The 23,419-nt window shown below is 66.5% G+C and carries 26 protein-coding genes; 14 read left to right on the top strand and 12 right to left on the bottom strand.

The annotated features are described in order from the left end of the window. Positions 1 to 35: 35 nt before the first annotated feature. Positions 36 to 1,535 carry a UbiD family decarboxylase gene (locus tag V7D81_RS17490; protein WP_324318628.1) on the bottom strand — a complete coding sequence of 500 codons (1,500 nt, stop codon included), beginning with the start codon at positions 1,533 to 1,535 and terminating at the stop codon, positions 36 to 38. Positions 1,536 to 1,618: 83 nt separating this feature from the next. Between V7D81_RS17490 and ubiT the strand changes: the two genes are divergently transcribed. Continuing rightward, positions 1,619 to 2,158: a ubiquinone anaerobic biosynthesis accessory factor UbiT gene (gene ubiT / locus V7D81_RS17485; protein ID WP_324318626.1), complete on the top strand. Its 540-nt coding sequence runs from the start codon at positions 1,619 to 1,621 to the stop codon at positions 2,156 to 2,158. Here the strand turns inward: ubiT and ubiV are convergent. Genes ubiV through V7D81_RS17470 form a run of 3 tightly spaced genes read right to left on the bottom strand, consistent with a single transcriptional unit; the run spans position 2,061 to position 4,713 of the window. Next, complete coding sequence (gene ubiV, locus V7D81_RS17480; RefSeq protein ID WP_324318624.1) at positions 2,061 to 2,948, bottom strand: ubiquinone anaerobic biosynthesis protein UbiV; 888 nt, start codon at positions 2,946 to 2,948, stop codon at positions 2,061 to 2,063. The genes ubiT and ubiV overlap by 98 nt on opposite strands. Continuing rightward, positions 2,945 to 3,976, bottom strand: a complete 1,032-nt coding sequence (gene ubiU / locus V7D81_RS17475) for a ubiquinone anaerobic biosynthesis protein UbiU (protein WP_324318622.1) — start codon at positions 3,974 to 3,976, stop codon at positions 2,945 to 2,947. Before ubiU ends, ubiV begins: the two co-directional genes overlap by 4 nt. Positions 3,977 to 4,020: 44 nt before the next feature. After that, positions 4,021 to 4,713 carry a cyclic nucleotide-binding domain-containing protein gene (locus V7D81_RS17470; RefSeq protein ID WP_324318620.1) on the bottom strand — a complete coding sequence of 231 codons (693 nt, stop codon included), beginning with the start codon at positions 4,711 to 4,713 and terminating at the stop codon, positions 4,021 to 4,023. Positions 4,714 to 4,894: 181 nt separating this feature from the next. Here V7D81_RS17470 and nadA point away from each other — a divergent pair, with 181 nt between their 5' ends. Together nadA and V7D81_RS17460 are read left to right on the top strand one after the other, a co-directional pair. Beyond that, positions 4,895 to 5,899, top strand: a complete 1,005-nt coding sequence (gene nadA, locus V7D81_RS17465; protein ID WP_324318618.1) for a quinolinate synthase NadA — start codon at positions 4,895 to 4,897, stop codon at positions 5,897 to 5,899. After that, positions 5,896 to 7,392: an L-aspartate oxidase gene (locus V7D81_RS17460; RefSeq protein WP_324318616.1), complete on the top strand. Its 1,497-nt coding sequence runs from the start codon at positions 5,896 to 5,898 to the stop codon at positions 7,390 to 7,392. The genes nadA and V7D81_RS17460 overlap by 4 nt, the downstream gene beginning before the upstream one ends. 49 nt (positions 7,393 to 7,441) lie before the next feature. On the opposite strand, the gene fabB is transcribed toward V7D81_RS17460, so the two are convergent. Together fabB and fabA are read right to left on the bottom strand one after the other, a co-directional pair. After that, on the bottom strand, positions 7,442 to 8,653 hold the full coding sequence (gene fabB / locus V7D81_RS17455) for a beta-ketoacyl-ACP synthase I (RefSeq protein ID WP_324318614.1): 1,212 nt from the start codon (positions 8,651 to 8,653) through the stop codon (positions 7,442 to 7,444). Next, positions 8,653 to 9,219, bottom strand: coding sequence for a bifunctional 3-hydroxydecanoyl-ACP dehydratase/trans-2-decenoyl-ACP isomerase (gene fabA / locus V7D81_RS17450; protein ID WP_324318612.1), 567 nt, complete (start codon positions 9,217 to 9,219; stop codon positions 8,653 to 8,655). The genes fabB and fabA overlap by 1 nt, the downstream gene beginning before the upstream one ends. 277 nt (positions 9,220 to 9,496) lie before the next feature. On the opposite strand from fabA, the gene V7D81_RS17445 reads away from it, so the two are divergent. From V7D81_RS17445 to V7D81_RS17405, 9 genes are all read left to right on the top strand, one after another. Then, positions 9,497 to 10,054: a hypothetical protein gene (locus V7D81_RS17445; protein ID WP_324318610.1), complete on the top strand. Its 558-nt coding sequence runs from the start codon at positions 9,497 to 9,499 to the stop codon at positions 10,052 to 10,054. After that, positions 10,055 to 11,104, top strand: coding sequence for a sensor histidine kinase (locus V7D81_RS17440; RefSeq protein ID WP_324318608.1), 1,050 nt, complete (start codon positions 10,055 to 10,057; stop codon positions 11,102 to 11,104). It begins immediately after the preceding gene. Further along, entirely contained in the window at positions 11,101 to 11,811 is a 711-nt protein-coding gene (locus V7D81_RS17435) for a LytR/AlgR family response regulator transcription factor (protein ID WP_324318606.1), read from the top strand. The genes V7D81_RS17440 and V7D81_RS17435 overlap by 4 nt, the downstream gene beginning before the upstream one ends. 197 nt (positions 11,812 to 12,008) lie before the next feature. Beyond that, the gene (locus tag V7D81_RS17430; RefSeq protein ID WP_324318604.1) at positions 12,009 to 13,364 is read left to right on the top strand and encodes an MBL fold metallo-hydrolase; all 1,356 of its coding nucleotides are present in this window, start codon (positions 12,009 to 12,011) and stop codon (positions 13,362 to 13,364) included. A 115-nt stretch (positions 13,365 to 13,479) separates the two neighbouring features. Next, complete coding sequence (locus V7D81_RS17425; RefSeq protein WP_324318602.1) at positions 13,480 to 14,469, top strand: sugar phosphate nucleotidyltransferase; 990 nt, start codon at positions 13,480 to 13,482, stop codon at positions 14,467 to 14,469. A 35-nt stretch (positions 14,470 to 14,504) separates the two neighbouring features. Next, entirely contained in the window at positions 14,505 to 14,945 is a 441-nt protein-coding gene (locus V7D81_RS17420) for a c-type cytochrome (protein WP_324318599.1), read from the top strand. A gap of 143 nt (positions 14,946 to 15,088) precedes the next feature. Then, positions 15,089 to 15,544 carry a universal stress protein gene (locus V7D81_RS17415; protein ID WP_324318597.1) on the top strand — a complete coding sequence of 152 codons (456 nt, stop codon included), beginning with the start codon at positions 15,089 to 15,091 and terminating at the stop codon, positions 15,542 to 15,544. 44 nt (positions 15,545 to 15,588) lie between these two features. Continuing rightward, a complete protein-coding gene (locus tag V7D81_RS17410; protein ID WP_324318595.1) occupies positions 15,589 to 16,041 on the top strand; it encodes a CBS domain-containing protein in 453 nt (150 codons plus the stop codon). Beyond that, a complete protein-coding gene (locus V7D81_RS17405) occupies positions 16,041 to 16,385 on the top strand; it encodes a TraR/DksA family transcriptional regulator (RefSeq protein ID WP_324318593.1) in 345 nt (114 codons plus the stop codon). Before V7D81_RS17410 ends, V7D81_RS17405 begins: the two co-directional genes overlap by 1 nt. A 10-nt stretch (positions 16,386 to 16,395) precedes the next feature. On the opposite strand, the gene V7D81_RS17400 is transcribed toward V7D81_RS17405, so the two are convergent. Further along, positions 16,396 to 17,391: a zinc-dependent alcohol dehydrogenase family protein gene (locus tag V7D81_RS17400; RefSeq protein ID WP_324318591.1), complete on the bottom strand. Its 996-nt coding sequence runs from the start codon at positions 17,389 to 17,391 to the stop codon at positions 16,396 to 16,398. Positions 17,392 to 17,517: 126 nt separating this feature from the next. On the opposite strand from V7D81_RS17400, the gene V7D81_RS17395 reads away from it, so the two are divergent. Next, on the top strand, positions 17,518 to 18,243 hold the full coding sequence (locus V7D81_RS17395; RefSeq protein WP_324318589.1) for a c-type cytochrome: 726 nt from the start codon (positions 17,518 to 17,520) through the stop codon (positions 18,241 to 18,243). Positions 18,244 to 18,254: 11 nt separating this feature from the next. After that, positions 18,255 to 19,178: a universal stress protein gene (locus V7D81_RS17390; protein ID WP_324318587.1), complete on the top strand. Its 924-nt coding sequence runs from the start codon at positions 18,255 to 18,257 to the stop codon at positions 19,176 to 19,178. Positions 19,179 to 19,232: 54 nt separating this feature from the next. Here V7D81_RS17390 and V7D81_RS17385 read toward each other — a convergent pair whose 3' ends face one another. The 5 genes from V7D81_RS17385 to V7D81_RS17365 all read right to left on the bottom strand — a co-directional run bounded on the left by V7D81_RS17385 (position 19,233) and on the right by V7D81_RS17365 (position 23,291). Next, positions 19,233 to 19,577 (bottom strand): hypothetical protein, encoded by a 345-nt coding sequence (locus V7D81_RS17385; protein WP_324318585.1) that lies wholly within the window; start codon positions 19,575 to 19,577, stop codon positions 19,233 to 19,235. A 66-nt stretch (positions 19,578 to 19,643) separates the two neighbouring features. Then, positions 19,644 to 20,231, bottom strand: a complete 588-nt coding sequence (locus V7D81_RS17380) for an SCO family protein (protein ID WP_324318583.1) — start codon at positions 20,229 to 20,231, stop codon at positions 19,644 to 19,646. Beyond that, the gene (locus V7D81_RS17375; RefSeq protein ID WP_324318581.1) at positions 20,228 to 21,025 is read right to left on the bottom strand and encodes a formylglycine-generating enzyme family protein; all 798 of its coding nucleotides are present in this window, start codon (positions 21,023 to 21,025) and stop codon (positions 20,228 to 20,230) included. The genes V7D81_RS17380 and V7D81_RS17375 overlap by 4 nt, the downstream gene beginning before the upstream one ends. 10 nt (positions 21,026 to 21,035) lie before the next feature. Continuing rightward, positions 21,036 to 22,538, bottom strand: coding sequence for a copper-containing nitrite reductase (gene nirK, locus V7D81_RS17370; protein ID WP_324318579.1), 1,503 nt, complete (start codon positions 22,536 to 22,538; stop codon positions 21,036 to 21,038). 243 nt (positions 22,539 to 22,781) lie between these two features. Then, entirely contained in the window at positions 22,782 to 23,291 is a 510-nt protein-coding gene (locus V7D81_RS17365) for a type II toxin-antitoxin system RelE/ParE family toxin (RefSeq protein ID WP_324318577.1), read from the bottom strand. Positions 23,292 to 23,419 lie beyond the last annotated feature (128 nt).

The raw sequence follows: 23,419 nt of genomic DNA, 5'->3' as shown, positions 1-23,419 counted from the left end.
ATCCACGGCCGGAGGAATCGCCGGCGAAGGACGCTCTAGCGCGACGGCGCTCTCCGTCGCGACTGCGCGTCCGCAGCATGCAGGCTGCGCCAGAGCAGATCGCAGCGTGCTTCGATCTCGGGAGTCATCGTGATCGCTCTGCCCCAGGCGCGCTTCGTTTCCGCCGGCCATTTGTTCGTCGCGTCCAGGCCGAGTTTGGAACCGAGTCCGGCAGTCGGGCTGGCGAAATCGAGGTAGTCGATGGGGGTGCGGCGCACGAGCATGGCATCGCGCGCCGGATCGACGCGCGTCGCGAGCGCCCAGATCACCTGCTTCCAGTCCCGGACGTCGATATCCGCATCGGTCACGATGACGAACTTCGTGTAGGTGAACTGGCGCAGAGTCGACCACACGGCCTGCATGATGCGTCGCGCATGTCCCGGATACGCCTTGTGGATGCTGACGACCGCCACTCGATACGAGCAGGCTTCCGGCGGCAGCCAGAAATCCACGATCTCCGGAAAGGCCCGCTGCAGCAGGGGCACGAACATGTCGTTGAGTGCCATGGCGAGCACGGAGGGCTCGTCCTCGGGCGAACGTCCCATGTAGCCGCCGTGATAGATGGCGTCCCGGCGCATGGACACGCGCTCGACGGTGAGGACGGGAAAGCGCGCCTGCGAGTTGTAGTAGCCGGTGTGATCGCCGAAAGGTCCTTCGAGTGCTTCGTCGCCCGGATGGATGTGACCTTCGATCACGATCTCGGCCGTCGCCGGTGCGCTCAGTCCGACCGCCGTCTGCCAGATCTCGCTGCGCCGGCGGCGCAGCAGCCCGGCGAACTGGAACTCCGACACCGTGTCGGGAATCGGCGCGGCTGCGGCAATCAGCAGCGCCGGATCGGCGCCGATCGCAACGACCACAGGGAATGGTTTGTCTGGATGTTTCCCGCACCATGACCGGTAGTCGAGGGCGCCGCCGCGATGCGGCAGCCAGCGCATGATCACGCGATTCGGGCCGAGCACCTGCTGGCGATAGACGGCCACGTTCTGCCGCGGATGCTGCACGCCGCGCGTGATGACGAGCCCCCACGTGATGAGCGGTCCGGCGTCTTCCGGCCAGCACGTCCAGACCGGCAGCGAGCCGAGGTCGATGTCGGCGCCCGTCTGCACGATCTCGCAGCACGGCGGGTTTGCAATCGTGCGCGGCGTCGCTTTCAGGAGCGGCGCAAAGGCCGGGAGGTGTTCGAAGACTTCGCTCGGCTGGTTCGGCCACTGCGGTTCCTTGAGGAACGCGAGCACGGAGCCGATCTCCCGCAACTGCGCCGTGCTCTCCAGGCCGAGCGCGGCAGCGACGCGCCGCGTCGTGCCGAACAGGTTGCCGAGCACCGGCATGGTCGAGCGCTGCGGTCGTTCGAACAACAGCGCGGGACCACCCTCGCGCAGGCTACGGCGGCACAGGGCCGTCATCTCCAGTCGCGGATCGACGGGAAAGGGCACGCGCTTCAGTTCGCCGCGACGCTCCAGGTCATTCATGAATTCGCGCAGGCTCGCGTAGCTCATCGTCCGCTCCAGTTGCGCAGGATCAAGATCCCGGCGGGCCGCCTGTGGCATAAGGCTGCGGTTTTCCCGAACCGGAGACGGTCATGTTCGATGTGTCGCGTTCGTTCGCTCTCTGGCTGCGGCTTGCTCCGGCGAAGCTGCATGAGCGCCTGTTTGCACTGTCGCTCAATCATCTGCTGCGGGGACAGGCATTGTCGCTGCGGCTGGGCGAACTCGACGGCAAGCGGTTTCGCGTCTGCGCCGATGACGTGCCGATCGCGCTCACGTTCGAAGTCGCGGCAGGCGGCGTGCGATGTTCGGCGCTGCCGGCCGATGTGATCTTCCGCGCGCGACTGTGCGACTTCATTGCGCTCGCGCAGCGCCGCGAGGATCCCGACACGCTGTTCTTCCAGCGCCGTCTGTCGGTGGAGGGCGAAACGGAAACGGGTCTGCATCTCAAGAATCTGCTCGATGGCTGGGAATACGATGTGCCTGCGCACGTGCGCAGCGTCCTGCCGGCGCCGCTGTCGCATGTCGCATCGGGCATCAGTTCGGCAGCGCGTGCCCTGCATGCGCTATCCCGGGCGCGCCGGCCGGGTAGCCATCGCAGTAGCCGCCCGGCAGAAAACTCTCGGGCAGGCTGAGGCGCGCGCCATCGAGTACGTCGCGGAACGTCTGCACGATCTGCAGGAAATCGTGCGAGTGCGGCGAAAGACGCAGGATGTCGACGCCCGCATCGCGGATCGCGTTCACGTGCGGCAGAAGATTCTGGATCGCGGCGGACTGGGTCTGGATGCCGTTGAACGCCAGAAAAGGCCGAGCTTCGCGCGAGTACAGGGTCAGGCCGTCGGGATACTGGCCGCAGACGAATCCGCATTCGTCCTTCTGCAGGCGATGGGCCCGCGCCGTGAAGCAGCGTGCGGAGAATGCGAGCGGCATGCGCCCGTAGGCGAACAGTTCGAACTCCATGTTCGCGGGGCGGCTCGCGCTCAGTGTCCCGATCGTGCCGAGCGGCAGTTCGAGAGGCGCCACCCAGCGCCTCGCTCCATGCCGGGCAAGCCATGTCAGCGTCGCTGCGTTGTAGACGTTGAGATGCGGACCTGCGACGAATGCTCGGCCCGCGAGCGCATGCACCACGGCATAGTCGTTCGCTTCGACCAGAGCGTTCTCTTCGGCGATGCGGCAGGCCGTTGCCACCTCGGACTCTGCCTCGATGAGCGCCAGGGTCGATGCCACGACCTCCTTGCCGGCATCGCGCAGCATCTGCGCCACGGCCGGCCAGTCCTCGCGCTGCAGGGTGCGGCGTTTGCTGCACACGACTTCGCCGAGATAGACGATGTCCACCGGCGACTGGCACAGCTCGGCATAGAAGTGCAGCGCGGAGGCGCGATCCCAGAGATAGAGCAGGGGTCCGACGGCGAGTTTCACGTTCATTGCCACGGACGGTGGTAGGCGCCGAGCGTGTGCGTGCGGCCTTCGGCGAGCGCGTCGAGTCCCTGGGTCACTTCCGTCGGCGGCGACCAGCGCGGACCGGCGTGCATGCAATCATCGAGTGCACGCCGCAGCAGCCGGGTCACGGTCGCGACATACGCCGGCGAACGCTGACGACCCTCCACCTTGATCGCTTTCACGCCGCCCTGGATGAGCGCAGGCAGTACGTCGAGCGCATTGAGGCTCGCCGGTTCTTCGATGGCGTGATAGGTGCTTCCTTCGACCGTGAAGCGTCCCTTGCAGAGCGTGGGATATCCCGCGGCTTCGGTGGGGAAGAACCGGTCGATGAGTACGCCGTTGAGGCGCGACTCGCGTCCTGCCGGCGTCTCTTCCCAGCGCACCGCGTGGGCGGGCGAGCAGACGCCGTGAGTGTTCGGCGATTGACCGGTGACGTAGGACGAGAGCGCGCAGCGTCCTTCGACCATGACGCACAGGCTGCCGAACCCGAACACTTCGATCTCCACCGAGGTTCGCTCGATCAGCCTCGTGACCTGCGTGCACGACAGTACGCGAGGCAGCACGGCGCGCCGGATGCCGAACTCGCGCCGGTAGAACTCGAGCGCACGCCAGTTGGTCGCCGAGCCTTGCACGCTCAGGTGCAGGCGCAGGTCCGGGTGGCGATCCGCGGCGTAACGCATGAGACCGGGGTCGGCAAGGATCAGCGCATCGGCCCGCAAGCTCGCCGCCTGATCGATCGTCGCCATCACGGAGGCCCACGTCGCAGGCCGCGGATAGACGTTGAGCGCGACGAACACCCGCGCGCCGCGCGCGTGCGCATAGGCGATCCCGAGCGATGCTTCTTCGCGGCTGAAGTTCAGTCCCGGAAAATTGCGCGCGTTGCTCTCGCCGCGAAAGCCGATGTACACGGCATCGGCGCCGTGGTCGATCGCCGCGCGCAGCGCGGGCATCGTACCGGCGGGGCACACGAGTTCGACAGGAGGCTGCGGCTGTCGTGTCGTCTCACGAGTCATCGAGACAGCGTACGCACTGCCGGCGAACGCTGTCTTGACGCAGGTCAATCGCGTTCGCCCGAGGCAAGCGTGAGCAGTTCGATCGTGCTGCCGCGAACGTGAATCGCCTTCTCCCGGTGAAGCTGCTGCAGGATGCGGCTCACGGTCTCGACGCTCGTATCGAGCAGGTTCGCGATGTCGCCGCGGCTCATCGCCAGCCGGAACCGCCGGCCATCGAAGCCGTGCCGTCGCAGACGTTCGGCATGGTCGGCCAGAAAGCCCGTGACGCGTTCGCGCATCGGCCCGCGTGTGAGCGGCAGCCGTGGCACGACGGCCGTACCGAGCAGATTCACCACCGCCGCCAGGTGTTCGACATTCCTGGGCACGGGCAGCTCGCAGCAGACGGACTGCTCGAGCGCGATCGCATCGCAGCGGTACGTACGGGAGCCGAAGGCTTCGAGCCCGATGATTTCGCCGGGCACATGGAAAGCAATGACCCGCTCATGGCCATCCTCGGTGAGATGAACCGTCTTGATCGTGCCTTGCCGGACGGCGAACACGGAACCGGCCGCGCCTCCCGAGCGAAACAGTCGCGCGCCGGCGTCGAGTACTCGGAACGTCCCGCGGGCCGGCCGTTCCCGGCCGTCGCGATGAGCCAGCAGGACGGCCAGCCGGCAGAGCTCGTTCAGGTCGCAATCGCTGCACGCGAAGGGACGGGCACGGGCGTCCCCGCGATCTCTCGTGGCCCGACTGCTCATGTCATCACGCTCATGTCATCGCTCGATTCATGGTGGTGCGCCGGTGCGGAACAGTCATCTTGATCCATCTCAATTTATACGGCGCGTCTGGCGCTCTGCTTTGACCTGGATCAGGCCGGATGCAGTTCGACGCCGATACGCTTGCTGACGCGATTGGGCTGCAGGAGTCGGGAAGGTGGTGATGCAGACGAAACTTCCGCCGTACACGCACAGAGAACATGCGGCGCGCTATTCGCGGGTGGTCCGCCTGATGCCGTCGATGGAGTGGGACGCCTACTTCGATCTCGTGAAACAGATCCAGGCGCTGAAGCGCGATCGCAATGCCATCGTGCTCGCCCACAACTACCAGCGGCCCGAGATCTTCCACGCCGTCGCGGACATCCAGGGAGATTCGCTGACGCTCGCGCGCGAAGGCGCAAAGTCGCGCGCCGACGTGATCGTCATGTGCGGCGTGCGCTTCATGGCGGAGACGGCAAAGATCCTCTCGCCGGAGAAGACGGTGCTGCTGCCGTCGCCGAATGCGGGCTGTTCGCTCGCGGATTCGATCACCGCAGCGGACGTGCGGGCATTGCGGGCCCGGCATCCCGGTACGCCCGTCGTGTGCTACGTGAACACCGACGCGGCGGTGAAAGCGGAATGCGATGCATGCTGCACGTCCGCGAACGCCATCGAGATCGTCGAAGGACTCGGCGCGGATCAGGCCATCTTCGTTCCGGATGCCTATCTCGCCGCGTACGTCGCGGCGCACTCGAAGGTGCAGATCATTCCGTGGCGCGGCCGGTGCGAGGTGCACGAACGTTTCACCGCGGGCGAGATCGAGGAATACCGCCGGACGACCGGCGCTTACGTGATCGCGCATCCCGAATGCCCGCCCGAGGTCCAGGCCGTGGCCGACTACGTCGGCTCGACCTCCGGAATGATTGCAGCGCTGCGACGACGTCAACCTGCGCGCGCGGTGCTGGTCACCGAGTGTTCGATGGCCGACAACGTCTGCAGCGAGTTTCCGGAAACCGAGTTCGTCCGTCCCTGCAATCTGTGTCCGCACATGCAGTCGATCACGTTGCCGGGCATTCTGCGGGCGCTCGTGGACCTGCAGCCTGCGATCGAAGTGCCGGCGGACATCGCAGCGAGGGCGAGACGCAGCATCGACCGCATGCTGGAGCTGACGGCTCGACACGCCGCATGAACGTCATCGAAACCGACGTGCTGGTCCTGGGCGCCGGTGCGGCGGGCCTGGTCACGGCGCTGAATGCACCTGCCCGCCGCGTCACGGTCCTGGCGCCCGGCAGCGTCGACGGTCCGACTGCGCCGGCGAGCGATCTCGCGCAGGGCGGCATCGCTGCGGCCGTGGCGACGCACGATTCGGCGGCGTTGCATCTTCAGGACACGCTGCGCGCGGCAGGCGGTCACGTCCAGCTCGATGCCGCGCGCTATCTGTGCGAACGCGCTTCCTCCGCCATCGACTACCTCCATTCTCTCGGCCTGCAGTTCGACCGGGCGGGCCGGGACTGGTCGCTTCACACCGAAGCGGCGCATTCCCGGGCGCGCGTGCTTCACGTAGGCGATGCGACCGGCGCCGCCGTCATGCGCGTGCTGCGGGACGTCGCGAGCAATGCCGCACACGTCGACGTGCTGCACGGCGTACGCGCCGTGCGGTTGCTGGCCGACGCAGGACAAGTGCGCGGCGTTCTCGCGCAAGGAGAGCGGTCCGATGTCGTGGCGATCCATGCCCGCGCGGTCGTGATCGCCACCGGTGGCATCGGCGGCCTGTACGCGCGGACGACGAATCCGACCACGGCGTGCGGCGATGGATTGTCGCTGGCGCTCGCGGCAGGCGCCCGGTGCGCCGCGCTCGAATTCGTGCAGTTTCATCCGACCGCGCTGGACGTGGACGCGACGCGGCTGCCGCTTCTGACGGAGGCGCTGCGCGGCGCAGGGGCCAGACTGATCGACGAGCACGGCAGGCGAGTTCTGGCGGGCATTCATCCGCTGGCAGAGCTGGCGCCGCGCGACGTCGTCGCTCGCGCCGTATACGCAGCGCAGCAGCGCGGCGCGCGGGTCGCGCTCGATGCGAGGCATCTGGACGATCGGGATCTCGCGGCGGAATTTCCCTCGGCGCACCGCGCGTGTCTCGAACACGGCTTCGATCTGAGGCGCGAGCCCGTCCCGGTGACTGCCGCCGCTCACTACCACATGGGCGGCATCGCAGTGGATCTCGATGGACGGACCAGCCTGCGGGGACTCTGGGCGGCAGGGGAGGCGGCATGTACGGGAGCGCATGGCGCCAATCGTCTCGCCAGCAACTCGCTGCTCGAGGCAATCGTCTTCGGCCGGCGCTGCGGTCGCGCGCTTTCACGCGAGCACACGCAGTCGCCGACGCGATGCGGTCATGGCAGCTTGACGACGGAGATCGACATCGACCAGGGCGTCCGTCGCGACCTGCGCGAAATGATGTGGCGATGCATGGGAGTCGTGCGCAGCGCAGCGTCGATCTCCGAAGGCCTGACGTACGTCACGCGCTTGCGCGAGCTGACGCCGCCCGCCCGAACGCTGGAGCATTCGCGGCTCCTGCTCATGGAACACATGCTGCTGGCTGCCGCGCGACGCACGACGAACTGCGGCGCTCACTATCGAAGCGACGCGATCCGTGCGCCGGCGATGGGGCAGGCCTGCGCATGACGTGGGACCGGAATGAATCCGGCCCGTAGCGTTTTCACTCCCGACGGGATCAGACAGCCTCGAAGACGAGCGTCGCGTTCGTGCCGCCGAAGCCGAAGCTGTTCGACATGACGGCGGCTGGCCGGACCGCGCGCGTGCTCCGGATGATCGGGAAGCCGGCCGCCTGCGGGTCGATCTCGTCGATGTTCGCGGACGCCGCGAGGAATCCATCGCGCATCATGAGCAGGCTGTAGATCGCCTCATGCACGCCGGCCGCGCCGAGCGAGTGTCCCGACAGCGACTTGGTGGACGAGATCGGCGGAAGGTCCGCCCCGAATGCCTCGCGCACGGCGCGCAGTTCGATGACGTCGCCCAGGGGAGTCGATGTGCCGTGCGTGTTGAGATAGTCGATCGATCCGCCGCGCACGGATTCGAGCGCCTGCCGCATGCAGCGCACGGCCCCTTCGCCCGAGGGCTGGACCATGTCGGCGCCGTCCGCGGTCACGCCATAGCCGGTGAGTTCCGCGTAGATGCGTGCGCCGCGGGCGCGTGCGTGTTCGAGCGATTCGAGCACGAGCATGCCGCCGCCGCCGGCAATCACGAATCCGTCGCGACTGACGTCGTAGGCGCGCGAGGCGGTCCCGGGCGTCGCGTTGCGCGCGCTCGACAGCGCTCCCATGGCATCGAAAAGGGACGCGAGCGACCAGTGCTCCTCCTCGCCGCCGCCGCAGAACGCGACGTCCAGATTGCCCCAGCGGATCTGCTCGGCGCCCGCACCGATGCAATGCGCGCTCGTCGCGCACGCGGAGGTGATCGAATAGCTGACGCCCTTGATGCGAAAGGTCGTGGCGAGACAGGCTGCGACCGTGCTGCTCATCGTGCGCGGCACGCGTGTCGCGCCGACCTTGCGGATGCCGCGCTGACGCAGCAGATCCGCTGCTTCGACGATGTTCGACGACGACGCGCCGCCGCTGCCTGCGATCAGGCCCGTCCGCGGGTTGCTGATCTGTGCTTCTGCGAGACCGCTGTCCGCGATCGCCTGTTGCATGGCGATGGCGGCATAGGCGGCGGCATCGCCCATGAAGCGCAGGTCGCGCCGATCGAGATGCTGCTCGACGTCGATGTCGGGTACGCCTGCGATCTGGCTGCGCAGGCCGATCTGCGCATAACCGGGCGCCGCGCGAATGCCGGAGCGGCCTTCGGCGAGCGACCGTGAAACCGCATCGAGACCGTTGCCGAGGGATGAGACGATGCCCATGCCCGTCACGACGACTCTGCGCATCAGGCGAGTCCTGCCGCAAGGCTGGCGCCGTCGAACAGGCCGACGCGAAGGCCGCGCGCCGTGTAGATCTGGACGCCGTCGGCATCGAGCGCGCCATCGCCGAGCACCATCACGAGCTTGCGCGCGAAGATGCGCTTGATGTCGATACGGTAGGTCACGCGCTTGACCGACGGCAGGACCTGACCGGTGAATCTCACTTCCTCCACACCGAGCGCCCGACCCAGGCCCTTGTAGCCCTTCCACGCGAGAAAGAATCCGATGAGCTGCCACATCGCATCGAGGCCGAGGCAGCCCGGCATGACCGGATCGTCGCGAAAGTGGCACTGGAAGAACCAGAGCGACGGATCGATGTCGAGCTCCGCGCGCAGCATGCCGTTGCCGTAGGCGCCGCCTGTGTCGGAGATCCATGTGATGCGATCGAGCATGCGCATGTACCCGATGGGCAGCCGCGGCGTGTTGGGACCGAAGAGCTCGCCTTCGCCGCACGCGACGATTTCTTCCAGTGAATAAGCGGAGGGGCGGGCCGGCACGGTGGCGTCGGCCAGGGACAGCGCAGTGGTTTGCATGAGCCGATTAGAGCCCCTTGCGCGACGGCGCATCTTGATCTGGATCAAGCGCAGGCGGTCTGTTGGCGTAGGGGGCCTCTTGACTGTGGGACCGGCTTGAGCCGGCCTCTTCATCAGAAGTCAGGCTGAAGCCTGACCCACAGCAAGAAGGGAACGCGTCCGTCGCCAGAAACCCGGCGCTCGATTCCGCCTTCGCCCCCTTCGTCGCACAAGCCGGGTACCGCGGATGGTTGTGATCTAACGTGCCGCCCGGTCAATATCCACGAAGGAGTGCTTCATGAACTACAAGGTACTGATTGCGGCGAGTCTCGTCGCGGCGATTGCGGCAGCGGGCGAAGGCGGGGAATTGCCGAGCGGGTGGGTCCGCGCCGGGACGTCCAAGCATTGCGAAGTGACCGCGGACAGCCAGGTCGTCAGCACGGGGGCACGCAGCCTCCTGCTGAAATGCGATCGGGACGAATCCGGTTTCGTGACGGTAATGCAGACGTTCGGTGCAGAGGACTATCGCGGCAAGCGCATGAGGTTCTCGGCCGACGTGCGCGCCGACAGCGTGACGGAAGGGGGCGGTCTGTGGATGCGCATCGACGGCGCGGCGGCGAAGATGCTCGCGTTCGACAACATGCAGTCGCGCCCGATCAAGGGCACGCGGGACTGGCAGCGGTACTCGGTCGTCCTGGACGTGGCGGACGAGGCTTCGGCCATCAACTTCGGCCTGCTGATGTCAGGCAAGGGCCGCCTGTGGATGGACGATCTCAAACTGGAGCCGGTGGGCACGGAGGTGCCGGTCACCGGCGCCAGTGTGCGGTTGCAGCCGAACCTGGATCTGAGCCGCTAGATGAGCACGTCGCGCAGCCCGGCCGGTACCGTGAGCGATCGCGCCGGGCTGCTCGACGGCTTTTCCTGGCGCGGGTGCGCCGGTCCCGTCGTCGCGTTCGTGATCGTCCTGGCCGCGTTCTTCCACTATCGCGGATGGACGCCGCCCACCATCTTCCTCGCGAAACTCTGGACTGCCCATGCCGTCGCGTTCGCGCTGCTCGCGGCAGCTGCGCGCTGGCCGCGCGTCGTCGCGTCCACGCGGATCGTGATCGCGGCGGCAGCGGTGGCGACGCTGATCGGCGGTCTCGCCTGCGTGCTGGTCGGTATCGCACCGTACTGGTGGCTGGCGGAAGATGCCGGACGCATCGTCTCCGAATGGTTGCAGGGGAGCGGATTTGCGGCCTTCTTCATCGCCTGGCCGATCGCCCTCACGGCGGTTACGCGCCAGCGCAACGCGCTCGTCGAGAGTCGCAGGCAGCTCGCGGAATCCCGGCTGCATGCCCTGCAGGCGCAGATCGAGCCGCATTTCCTGATGAATACGCTGGCCAACCTGCGCCATCTGATTCGACGCGACGGCGTCGCCGCGGCAACGATGCTCGATCACCTGGCGGACTTTCTGCAGAACGCCCTGCAGCGCACGCGGACGACGACCACCACGCTCGGGCAGGAACTCGAGCTCATCGACAGCTACCTCAGCATCATGCGCATCCGCCTGGCCGATCGCCTGACGTTTTCCATCCGCTGCGAGGAGCGCCTGAAGGCCATGGTGATTCCGCCGCTGCTGCTGCAGCCGCTCGTCGAAAACGCCGTGGAGCATGGCATCGAACCCAGCGAGCATGGCGGATCGATCGACATCGCCATCGACGCGGCCTCCGGCCGGTTGCGGGCGACCATCGGCGACGACGGCGTCGGCTTCGATGCTGCGCGGGTCAATGAGAATGGCGTGGGCCTGAAGAATGTCCGCGAGCGGCTCGCGACGCTGTATGGAGCTGACGCAGTGCTCACCGTCGAGCGGCGGGGCGAACGCGGCACCGTCGCAACCTTGCTGATCCCGGGAGCCGGCCGATGACGAGCGCGATCATTGCCGACGACGAACCGCTGCTGCGCGAGGAATTGCGCGACATGATGCGCGAGCTGTGGCCGTCGCTCGACATCATCGACGAGGCGCGCGACGGAATGTCGGCGCTGCAGAAGATCCAGGAACGCCGGCCGGACGTGGCGTTCCTTGACGTTCGCATGCCCGGGTTGTCGGGGCTCGAGGTCGCCGAACAGATTCAGGACATCGCCAACGTGGTCTTCATCACGGCGTACGACGAGCACGCCATCGCCGCCTTCGAGCAGGGCGCGGTCGACTATCTGCTCAAACCCGTCAAGGCGACGCGGCTCGCGGCGACGATCAAGCGGCTGCGGGAACGCATCGAAGGCGGGGAAGGCCGTTCCCCGCGCGGCAAGCCGTTGAACTGGATCCAGGCGACGGCGGCGAACAAGCTGCGCTTCTTCGCCGTCAGCGACGTGCTGTATTTCCAGTCCGACAGCAAGTACACGCGCCTCGTGACCGCCGGACACGAGGCGCTGATTCGCAAATCGCTGGCGGACCTGATGCGCGCGCTGGATGCGGAGACGTTCCGTCAGATCAATCGCGGCGTGATCGTGAATGTCTCCCACATCGAGAGCGTGGAGCGGGGCAGTGCCGGAGAGATGTTCGTGCGCATGCGCGGCCACGCCATCGAACTGCAGATCAGCCGGGCGCATCAGGCGCAGTTCCGCGGTATGTGATGAAGCGGAATCAGGGGGTTTCTGTAGGTCAGGCTTCAGCCTGACTTCCGAAAGAGGCCGGCTAAAGCCGGCCCCACAGCAAGAGGCCCCACCCTGACCCCAGGACCGGAGGCACACCGCGCCTCCGGGGAATCACGGAGTCCCCCCTCGACATCGGCATGCTTTCATTGCTCCGTCATCGGCTCCGCGGGCATGCAATGCATCTCACCTTCCTCGGCGCAACCCAGACCGTCACCGGCTCCCGCTACCTGCTGGCCTGCGGCAAGCACCAGTTGCTGGTCGATTGCGGCCTGTTCCAGGGCTACAAATACCTGCGCCTCAAGAACTGGAAACCGCTGCCGGTCGATGTCGATGCGCTGCACGCGGTGATCCTGACGCACGCGCATCTCGATCACAGCGGATTCCTGCCGGCATTGTGGCGCGATGGCTATCGCGGCCCCGTGTACGCGACGGCTGCAACAGCCGACCTGTGTCGCATCCTGCTGCCCGACAGCGGTCATCTGCAGGAGGAACAGGCGCAGTACGCCAACCGGCACAAATTTTCCAGGCACTCGCCCGCGCTGCCGCTCTACACCCAGGCCGATGCCGAAGCGAGTCTCGATCTGTTTCGACCCGTGGATTTCGATTCGCTGCTGACCGTCGCGCCCGGCATCTCGTGCCGTTTCAGTCGTGCGGGCCATCTGCTCGGCGCCGCCAGCGTGCGCATCGAGCACGAGGGTCGATCCGTGCTGTTCTCCGGCGATCTCGGCCGTCCCAACGATCCGCTGATGCCTGCGGCGGCAGCACCGCCTGCCGCCGACTACGTGCTGATCGAATCGACCTATGGCGATCGACTGCACGCGCCGGTCGATCCGCAGGTGCAACTGCGCGATGCGATCCGGCGGGCCTGCGACCGACGCGGCGTGATCCTGATTCCGACGTTCGCCGTGGGACGCGCACAGCTGATGATGCTGCTGATCGCGCGACTGAAAGCCGCCGGCGAGATTCCCGATCTGCCCGTGTATCTCGACAGCCCCATGGCCATCGACGCCACCGATTCGCTGCTGCGCTTCCGCCGCGAGCAGCGGCTGGACGATGCGGAGATCGCGCGGTTGCGTAACGTGGCGAAGCGCGTGCACACGCAGGACGAATCGCGCGCGCTGGATCGCATCCGCGAGCCGGCGATCATCCTGGCCGCGAGCGGCATGGCGACGGGCGGACGCATCCTGCATCACCTGAAAGTATTCGCGCCGGATGCACGCAACCTGATCCTGTTCGCCGGTTTTCAGGCGGGCGGTACCCGCGGCGCCGCGATGGTCGGCGGTGCGCGCAGCGTGCGCATCCATGGCGAAGACTTCCCATTGAACGCCGAGGTCCTGCAGCTCGATGCGATCTCTGCGCACGCCGACGCCGCCGAGCTCATCGGCTGGCTGCACCAGATGCCGCATCCGCCGCGCCGTGTATTCATCACGCACGGCGAAGCCGCGGCGAGCGACGCGCTGCGGGCGAAGATTTCGCGCGAGCTGGGATGGCGTGCCGAAGCACCGGAGTATCGCGACGAAGTCGATCTGTAGGCACGCGAACGCGACCGTCCGGTCATCTACGTAAGTCTTCTCGGGCACTCACGGTCGTGACGGGCGCGCAGGCATGCGACGCTTGAGGCATCCCGCGCTGATCACGGAGATGGACATGCCTCAACGCTGCGACACTCACCGGCCGGAGATCGGCATGCACGACTGGGCGCTGGTGCTGGGCGCGGGCGAGGGCAAGCGTCTGCGGTCGCTGACCACCACGTCGTCAGGCGTGACGGTGCCGAAGCAGTTCTGTTCTCTCGCCGGCGGCGGCTCGCTCCTCGAAGAGGCGCTGCATCGTTCCGGTGTCGTCGCAGCGCCGCAACGCACCGCTGTCGTGGTGGCCAGGGAGCATGAGCGCTGGTGGCGGCCGCTGCTGGCGTCGACGCCTGCGGAAAACGTCATCGTCCAGCCGCGCAACTGCGGAACGGCGATCGGCATCCTGTTGCCGCTGCTGTCCATCATGCGTCGCGATCCCGATGCGACGGTGCTGGTGCTGCCTTCCGATCATTTCGTGCGCAACGAGGACGTTCTCGCGCAGGCGATGCGCGAAGCATTGCGCCAGGCGCATCGCGCCACGGATGACGTCGTGCTGCTGGGCATCGATCCGGAGGAAGCCGATCCGGAACTTGGCTACATCCTGCCGGAACCTGCGCCCGCCGATGCCGGCTGCGGAGTTCGGTCCTTCATCGAAAAGCCGGACAGCGAGACGGCCCGCCGCGTCATTGCCGCAGGCGGATTGTGGAACTCCTTCATCTTCGCGGCGACGGCACGCTCGCTGGTGACGATGCTGGAACGGGCGATGCCCGAGATCGTGATGGAGCTGGCGGAAACGTCGCGAAGGATCGACGCCGGACAGGCGTCGATGGCGGAACTGGCGAGCGTCTACGACCGCCTGCCGGCAGTCGATTTCTCGCGCGATGTCATGCAACGATTTCCGCAGCGCCTGCGCGTAGTGCGCGTGCCGCGATGCGGCTGGAGCGATCTGGGCACGCCGCGGCGCGTGGCGCAGGTGCTGCACCGGGAGCGGCCGGTCGCCCGCGCGCACGGCGGCGCGGCATTTCTCAACCTGGCCACACAGAACGCGGAGTGCCGCTGCGTCGGCTAAGCCGCGGGCGATCGACGTTCGTCAGGAGATCAACGATGACGCGGACCGATTCGACCTTCATCAGGACGATGGCCATGAGCCTTGCCGCTGCCGCACTGTTGTCCGGGTGCAGCAGCACCCGGGTCGACGATCGTGAGGCCGCCGCGCTGAGCGGCGTCGAGCTTTACGAACGATTGTGCTCGAGCTGTCACGGCGACATGGCGCGCGGCGACGGACCGGTGGCGCCGCTGATCAAGACCGGCGTGCCGGACCTGACGCTGCTCGCGCGCAGAGACGGCGGCGAATTTCCCACTGAGGATGTGCGGCGCGCCATCGACGGACGCTGGGACCGCCACGCGCACGGCGCCCGCGACATGCCCGTGTGGGGTTGGCAGCTCTTCGACATGTCGTCGCAGAATGCGCAAGGCGAACGGGCGCAGGTCGATTCCATGATCGATCGGTTGGTGAACTACCTGCAGTCGGTGCAACGCCCATGATGCGGCGCCGGACTACGTCCGGGTGACGTGAGCGTCGGTCGATCCCTCTCCGGCACTACGTAAGGACTCCGGGAAAGTCCGGGCTGCAGCGAGGCGTCGTCGGCGCGCATGATCCGGACACGCGACAGACGTGGAGAGTCGAGATGTACCAGAAGATTCTCGTTCCCGTGGATGGCAGCGCACCTTCGCTGCGGGGCCTGCATGAAGCGGCCAGACTTGCCAAGGGTTGCGGCGCCAGTCTGAAGCTGGTCCACGTCGTCAACGAGTTCATTTTCGATCCGGTGTACGTGCCCGCGACGGCCTACGAGCCGGTGCTCGAATCGATGCGCATCAACGGCCAGCGGATTCTCGCGACCGCGGCAGCCATTGCCAGAGAAGACGGCGCCCAGCCCGAGACGCAGCTCATCGAAACGATCGGCGGCAGCGTGGCGCGGCTGATCCTGGAGGCGGCGCTGCAGTGGCGGGCGGATCTGATCGTGATGGGCACGCACGGGCGTCGCGGCGTCAGTCGCGCCGTGCTCGGCAGCGATGCCGAGACGGTGCTGCGCAAGGCGACGGTGCCGGTGCTGTTCGTCCGCGATCATTCGCAGAATCCGTGATCCGCGGCAGGGTCGATGACAGTGTTCGACGAAGGAGGCCGGCGATGAAGATCCAGCAGTACTGCAAGCATGGCGTGATCGCCATCAGCGATGAGCAGGACATCGGCGCCGCGGCGCGCTTGATGCGCGAGAAACACGTCGGCTTCCTGATCGTCTTCCGCGAGGGCGATGCATTGCACAAGCCGGTCGGCGTGCTCACCGACCGCGACATCGTGCTGCAGGTGACGGCGCGGGACGTCGATCCGCACTCGATCACGGTCGGCGACGTGATGACGCGGCAGCCGCTGATCGCCAACGAAGGCGACGAACTCGGCGACCTGGTGCAGGCGATGCGGCATTCGGGTCTGCGGCGCGTGCCCGTGGTCGATGCGCGCGGCGCACTGACGGGCGTCATCGCCCTCGACGATGTCATCGACATCATCGCCGGCCTGATGGGCGAGGTCGCCGGCTCGATCAAGAGCGGGCAGCGCCAGGAATGGCACACGAGGGCGAGCTGATGGGGCGCCCGGCCGGGTTTGCGAATGACGAGGCCATCCGGTTGCGGCTCGCGACGCGTCGCGAGGAACTGACGACGCGACGCCGACGGGTCGATCGCGATCTGGGTCGCCAGAACGAACCGCTCGTGGCGGACTTCAGCGATCAGGCCACCCAGGTGCAGAACGATGAAGTGCTCGAGGCCATCGGCGACAGCGCCAGCCGGGAACTCGAAGCCATCGATGCGGCGCTGGAACGGATCGCCAGCGGCCGCTTCGGCGTCTGCACGGACTGCGGCCAGCAGATCGAGCGGGCGCGACTGGAAGCGGTGCCCTACGCCGTGAGATGTTCGCGCTGCGCTGTCTAGCGGAGCGCGCTCACGGGACGAGCACCGCTGCGCCGCGCAAGTCGCCGCTGCGCAAGCGCTGCAACGCGACGTTGGCATCGGTGAGCGGAAAGACTTCCACTGCGGTCGCCACCGGAATCTTCGCCGCCAGCTCGAGGAATTCGACGCCGTCGCTGCGCGTGAGATTCGCCACCGAGCGCACGACGCGTTCTTCCCACAACAACCGGTAGGGCATCGCAGGCAGATCGCTCATATGAATGCCGCCGCAGACGAGCGTGCCGCCCTTGCGCAGCGCCCGCAGCGCAGCCGGTACGAGTTCGCCCGCTGGTGCGAAGATGATGGCGGCATCGAGCGGCTGCGGCGGCGTGTCCTCGGAACTGCCTGCCCACTGCGCGCCCATGGACAGCGCGAACTGCTGCGCCGCCGCGTCGCCGCGACGCGTGAAGGCATACACCTCCTGTCCCGACCAGCGCGCGATCTGGATCACGATGTGCGCTGCGGCGCCGAAGCCGTACAGGCCGAGCCGCTTGCCCGGACCCGCCATGCGCCACGAGCGATAGCCGATCAGTCCGGCGCACAGCAGCGGCGCGGCGTGCACGTCGTCCATGGTCGCAGGCAGTTCGAAGCAGTAGCGCGCATCCGCGAGTACATGCTGGGCGTAGCCGCCGTCGAGCTGATAACCGGTGAAGCGCGCGGTGTCGCACAGGTTTTCCCGGCCGCTGCGACAGAACTCGCACTGCCCGCAGGTCCAGCCGAGCCAGGGCACGCCCACGCGGGTGCCCGACACGATGGCGACACCGGCGCCGCAGGCAACGACTTCGCCGACGATTTCGTGACCCGGTACGATCGGCAGCACGCCTTCGGGCAGCTCGCCGTCCACGACGTGCAGGTCCGTGCGGCACACGCCGCAGGCGCGAACCTTCAGGAGCACCTGGCCCGACGCGGGTGTCGGACGTTCGCAGACTTCGCGCACCAGCGGCGTGCCGTGGCGATGCAGCCGCATGCAGAGGAAATGGTCTGCGCTCATGGATCGCATTTCACCCGCGGGAAGGGCGAGTCGTCACCGCGGATTGTGCGGCAGCATTACGCGGTTGTCCCGATATCGCCGGATCTGCCATTGTCGACCATAGAGAACCCATCGCAGGTGTCCGTCATGAAGCGACGAGTCGGTAGCAGTTGCGCAATACGCTGGTCGGCGGTGCTCGCGGGTGCCGCGGCATTCACGACAGCGATGCCGGCGACCGCGGATCCAGAGCGCGTGGACGAACTGGTGCAGACGGCGCTGCATCTCGACCGTCATCCGGCGCGCGGCGGCAGGCTGTACGCGAAGAATTGCAGCAGTTGCCACGGCCCCAAGGCGCTGGGCGATGCGGTGAAAGTCATCCCGGCGCTGGCCGGCCAGCGTCGCGCCTACCTGGTCAAGCAGCTGGCCGACTTCACCGAACTGGAACGCGAGAGCGAGACCATGCACGCCGTCGTCGCGCGCACCAAGCTGCGCGAGCCGCAGGACTGGATCGACATCGCCGCTTACGTGAATTCCCTGCCGCCGGCCCAGCTGCTCGAAACCGGCAATGGCGAGGGCGTCGAGCTGGGCGAGGCGATCTTCCAGGAGCAATGCGCCTCCTGTCATGAAGAGGACGGCCGCGGCGACGACGATGGTTTCGTGCCGTCGCTGCGCAACCAGCACTACTCGTATCTGCTGCGGCAGAGCCAGGGACTGGCGAGCTGGCATCGTCACAACGTCGATGCGGATCTGGTGCGCTATCTCGACAGCCTGAAGCCGGACGAACTAACGGCCGTCGCCGATTATCTGTCGCGCATGCGCGGTCCCGTGCGGGACCGCAACCGCCTCGATGAGGACGGCACTTCCGGAAACTGAGGAGTCCTGCGATGAACATCAACAACATCCTCGTGATCGTGGATCCGACGGCTGCGACGCATCCCGCGGTCGACAAGGCAGCGCTGCTGGCAGCGAAGCTCCATGCAAGACTGGAGCTGTACGTGTGCGATACGCGCGCCACGCGCGAGTCGCGACTGAGCGCGGCGAATGCCGTGGTCGACGTGCGCGCGCTGTTGCAGACGATGGCAGGCCCGCTGCGCGAGCGCGGCATCGACGTCACGACCGAGGCGGAGTTCGGCGATCCGCTGGTCGAGAAACTGGTGCAGCGCACCCGCGATACCAGCGCCGACCTGGTCGTGAAGGACACGCATCATCATTCGCTGGCGCGGCGTACGTTCCTGACCAACACGGACTGGGAACTCATCCGCGCCTGTCCGGTGCCGCTGCTGCTGACCCGGTCGGCGCAGTGGGCGAAGACGCCGAAGATCGTCGCCGCCGTCGATCCGGGACATACCAACGACAAGCCGGCCTTGCTCGATCAGCGCATCCTGGAACAGGGCCGGTATCTGGCGCAGCACCTCGGCGGCGAGTTGCACGTGCTGCATGCCTACATCCCTGTCTCGGTCATTGCCGCCGCGGTGAGCCGCGAGCCGCCCACGGCGCTGTCCGTGTCGCCGCAGGATCTCAAACAGGAGCAGGAAGAAAAAGTGCGCGAGGTGGCGCAGCTCGCGGGCCGCTTCGGTGTCGAGGCGGGCCGCATCCATGTGCAGCTCGGCGGACCGGCGCAGGTGCTGCCGCAGGCGGCGCGCGAGCTGCATGCGGATGTGATGGTGATGGGGGCGTTGTCGCGTCGCGGCCTGAAGCGCGCGTTCATCGGCAGTACGGCCGAGGACGTGCTCGAGCAGCTCGGGTGCGATGCGCTGGTCGTCAAGCCCGTGGACTTTTCCGCGGCGCTGCAGGGCTTGTGTCCTTGAGCATGCCGTCGACGTGAGCCCCGCGATCGGGCGGGGCTCGGTCCTGCATGTGCGTCACAGTTCCTTCGTCGTGACCACCGTCTTCGGCGTCGCGGGAATCAGCACGACGTTGTCGCCATCGACGAGGCAGCGTGCCGTCGCCACGACTTCGCCGCTGCGGACGCCACGCGCACGAACTTCGATCGTGTAACTGTCGGGCTTCCAGTACGCCAGCGTCGGCGAGGCGTACGAGTAGTTGGTCCGGGTCTTGAGCACTGGATGATCAGCGATCTGCTGGGTCGAGAATGCCTTGATGCAGGCATCGAATGCCGCCGCCGATTCCAGATCTCCAGCGTGGCCGGCGAGCGGTGCGGCGGCAACGGCGAGCAGTGCAACGATCGATGCTGTCTTGGTGTTCATGATGATCTCCTCGTGTGTGTACGGGATCAGCGTACGTCCCGAGTCAGCGGCGTTTCCTGATCTGGATCAGTCCGGGTGCCGATTCCCGGTCAAGATCGGTGAAGTCTGCTGCAGCCCTGCGATCAGTGCGGCATCGGCTTTGCCCAGCACGCTGCTGCGGACCAGGATCTCGCCGTCCTGCGACAGCAGCGTCACGATGCTGGAGTGGTTGTAGCCGCCGTTCGGCAGCGGCCGGTACTGGATGTCGAGCAGCGCGGCGAGCTTGCGCACCGACTTCTCGTCCGTGTTCGCCAGGGTCCAGCGCGACGTGTCGATGCGGCGTTCCTGCGCCAGTGTCTGCAGGGCCTGCGGCGTGTCGTGTTCAGGATCGATCGTGATCATCAGCACGCGCAGGTCCTTGCGCTGCTGTGCCGGGACGCTGCGGTCGACGGCCCGCAGCGTGTCGATGAGCAGCGGACAGGTCATCGAGCAGCTGCCGTAGAACATCGTGATCAGCACCGGATGGCCGCGGTACAGGTCGAGGTCGTGTGCAACGCCGGCCTGATCCGTGAGGCTGACCTGCAGGTTGTAGATCGATGCCGGTGCATTGACCGGGCCGGCGTGTGCGCAGGTCATCGCCAGCAGGGCGAGCAGCGCATGGGCAATCGATTTCATCGTGAGTCTCCTGAATCGGTGATGCAACGGAAGCCCATCGTTGCGCTGGTGTAGCGGGCCTGCATGCTCGAGAGCATCGCGATGCGCATGAGCGTCGCGTAGTTCTCTTTCTGTTCCATGGTGAGTGCGCCGGGGCCGCAGTAGCGCAGCGCATCCGGTTCGTTCTGCTGGCGGTTGTCGCCCGCGACCAGCATCGAGCCGAGATCATCGACCCATTCCCACACGACGCCGTGCAGATCGCGCACGCCGTAGAAGTTGGCGGGTGTCTGGCCGACGAGCGGCAGTTCGCCGCGCCCGGACTTCGAATACCAGGTGAGGATCTTCTGGCGCCAGGCGTCGTCGTCGCGCGCATCCGGGCGGATCGTGCTGGCGGCGGCGACGTATTCCCACTCGTACCAGGTCGGCAGGCGTGCACCACGGGCTTCGCAGTACGCGCTGGCCGCGAACCAGCTCACGCGCACGACGGGCCGGTCGGCCTGCTGTGGATCGACCGACGTGGCGCTTTTCCAGTGACCCAGATACTCCGCGTCGGCGAAGACGCGGGCGACGCGATCGCGTTGCCATTCGGGATGCTTCGCCACGAACCGGGCGAACTGCGCATTGGTGACGGGTGTGCGATCCATGCGGAAAGGCGCGACGTCGACCTGTTTGATGCCGGGCGCCGGCGGCAGCACGGACTCGAAGGTACCGGGGGGAATCGTGACCTGGGGGTCGGCGGCATCGGCCAAAGCATTGGTCAGAGCTGATGCCGCCGTGAAGAGCCACAGGATCGATGCGAGTAGGGGAGCACGCATCTGCATGACCTCAGTGAGCGGCACCCTCGGCGCGCTTGGTCGTAGCGCGGGTTTTCGCAACTTGCTCGGCGGTGACCGCCGGACCCTTGTTGCCCCAGCTGTTGAGCGTGTAAGTGAGGATGTTGGCGATCTCGTCGTCGTTGAGCTGGCTCATCGGCGGCATGACCGAGTTGAAGGTCGCGCCGTTCACGGTCACCGGGCCGGACAGGCCGTTCAGGACGACTTCGACGGCACGTTGCGGATTGCTGACCAGGTAGTCCGACTTCGCGAGCGGCGGGAACACGTTCGGCAGGCCGCGACCGTCGTCCTGGTGACAGACCGAGCAGGGGGCGGCGAACAGGGCACGACCGGCTTCGATCTGCTGTTCGATGGTGAGCGTGCCCTTGGCGCTGGATTTCTGCGCGGCCGCGACCGGTGCGAGGCTGGCCACCTTGTCGCCGATGTAGACGGAGTCGAGCTGCTTGCCGGAGTAGATCGCGGTCTTCTGATCACCTTCGACTTCCATGATCGCCAGCGCGCCCTTGTTGAAGGCGCGGAAGATCGAGTGATCGACGAGCACGTAGTTGCCCGGCACTTCGGTATGGAACTCGACGGTGACCGCGCCGCCGGCCGGGATCAGCGTGGTCTGCACGTTCTCCTGGAAGCGGGTGCCGCCTTCGTACTGCACCTTGTCGAAGATCTCGCCGATGACGTGGAAGCTCGACACCAGGTTCGGGCCGCCGTTGCCGACGAACATGCGCACGGTTTCGTTCGTCTTCACCTTGAGCGCGCGCGGGCCGGTGAGCGCGGTTTCCGCGCCGTTGAACAGCACGTAGGTGGCGTTCTCGTCGATGGCCTTCTGCATGTCGAAGGCCTGATAGCCTTTCTCGCGATACTTGCCGACGGTGTAGAAGTCGCCCTGCATCACGTAGAACTCGTGATCGACCGGCGCGAGGCCTTCCGGCGGTTCGACCAGGATCAGCCCGTACATACCGTTCGCGACGTGCATGCCGACCGGCGCAGTCGCGCAGTGATAGACGTACAGGCCCTGGTTCAGCGCCTTGAACGTGAACTGGCTTGCATGACCCGGCGCGGTGAAGCTCGAGGCCGCGCCGCCGCCGGGGCCGGTCACGCCGTGCAGATCGATGTTGTGCGGCATCTTGCTGTCGGGGTGATTCTTGAGATGGAACTCGACGGTGTCGCCCTGGCGCACGCGGATGAAGCTGCCGGGCACCGTGCCGCCGAAGGTCCAGAACGTGTAGGTCACGCCCTCGGCGATTTCCATGTCGACTTCGGTGACTTCCAGTTCGACGATCACTTTCGCCGGTTGGGTGCGGTTGGTCGGCGGCGGTACGTGCGGCGGACTGGTGAGCACGGCGTGGATCGGTTCGCCGACGGGTGGACCGAAGTCGCCGCGCTTCGAGCCGCCCGTGTCGGCGACGGCCTGCTGCACGATCGGTGCAGGACCTTGCTGAGTGCATGCGCCGAGCGCGAGGGAAGCGGCACAGGCGAGAAGAATCAGTGGGCGTTTCATGGTGAACTCACTTTCATCGTTGTTTCCGTGATGTGAGTTCATGCTAGGCGCGCGCATTCAGCGGCGACCTGACGCAGATCAATCAGCCATTGCGGCTACGCGGAAGTACGAGGCCCGTCGTGGGCGCCCGCGGATCGAACGGATGGAGAAAGCGTGAAGCGGGTCGCGATCGGAGCAGGAGGGTGGGCGATGCTGCTCCCGTTGAGGGCCTGCATTAGCGTCTTTTCTGCTGTAGGTCAGGCTTCAGCCTGACTCTTGAAGGGCCGGCTGTGACCGAAAGAAATGGATAAACCACTTCCTTCGGTCGTCCCGCGGGAAAGCCGGTCCCGCAGGAAGAAAAACAGCAGCAATCCGGACTAATGCATGCCATTGGACTAAAGCCGGCGCCTGCAGCAGATTAGAGAGGATTGTTGCTGCTTTTTCCTGTGGGAGTGGGCCTTCAGCCCGCCCCTCGCGGAACTTCATCAGGCTGCAAATCCCGGCGCTTGTGGATGACTGCCAGAACCTCGATTGTGCGGGCGGGCCTTCACTGCGGATTTCGTAGAGGATGCGCCAAGAGGACTCAGGCAGTTCACGCACGGTATCTTGATTCAGTTCGGGAACGACGCGGCCCTTGCGCGGCAACTCATCCAGTCCATCGGTGCAGGCTGCCAGTGCAGCCACGACACGTTTGGCATAGAAGCGCGAGTCACGCGCTATGTAGTCGTGGATTTCGCGCAACTGGGTTCGCGCGTGGCGCGTCCATTTCACCATGCCTGCATTTCTTCGCGCAGTTCCTGCAGCGTGATGCTGTCGCCGTTGTCGGCGTCATGCTGGCCACGGCGTATGTTCTCCAGCACATATAGCCGGTACATGATCTGGTCCATGTCGGCGTTGTCCGG

It is taken from the genome of Povalibacter sp., from assembly GCF_036735925.1.
GTDB lineage: Bacteria > Pseudomonadota > Gammaproteobacteria > Steroidobacterales > Steroidobacteraceae > Steroidobacter.
This window is presented reverse-complemented; position numbering and strand designations above follow the sequence as displayed.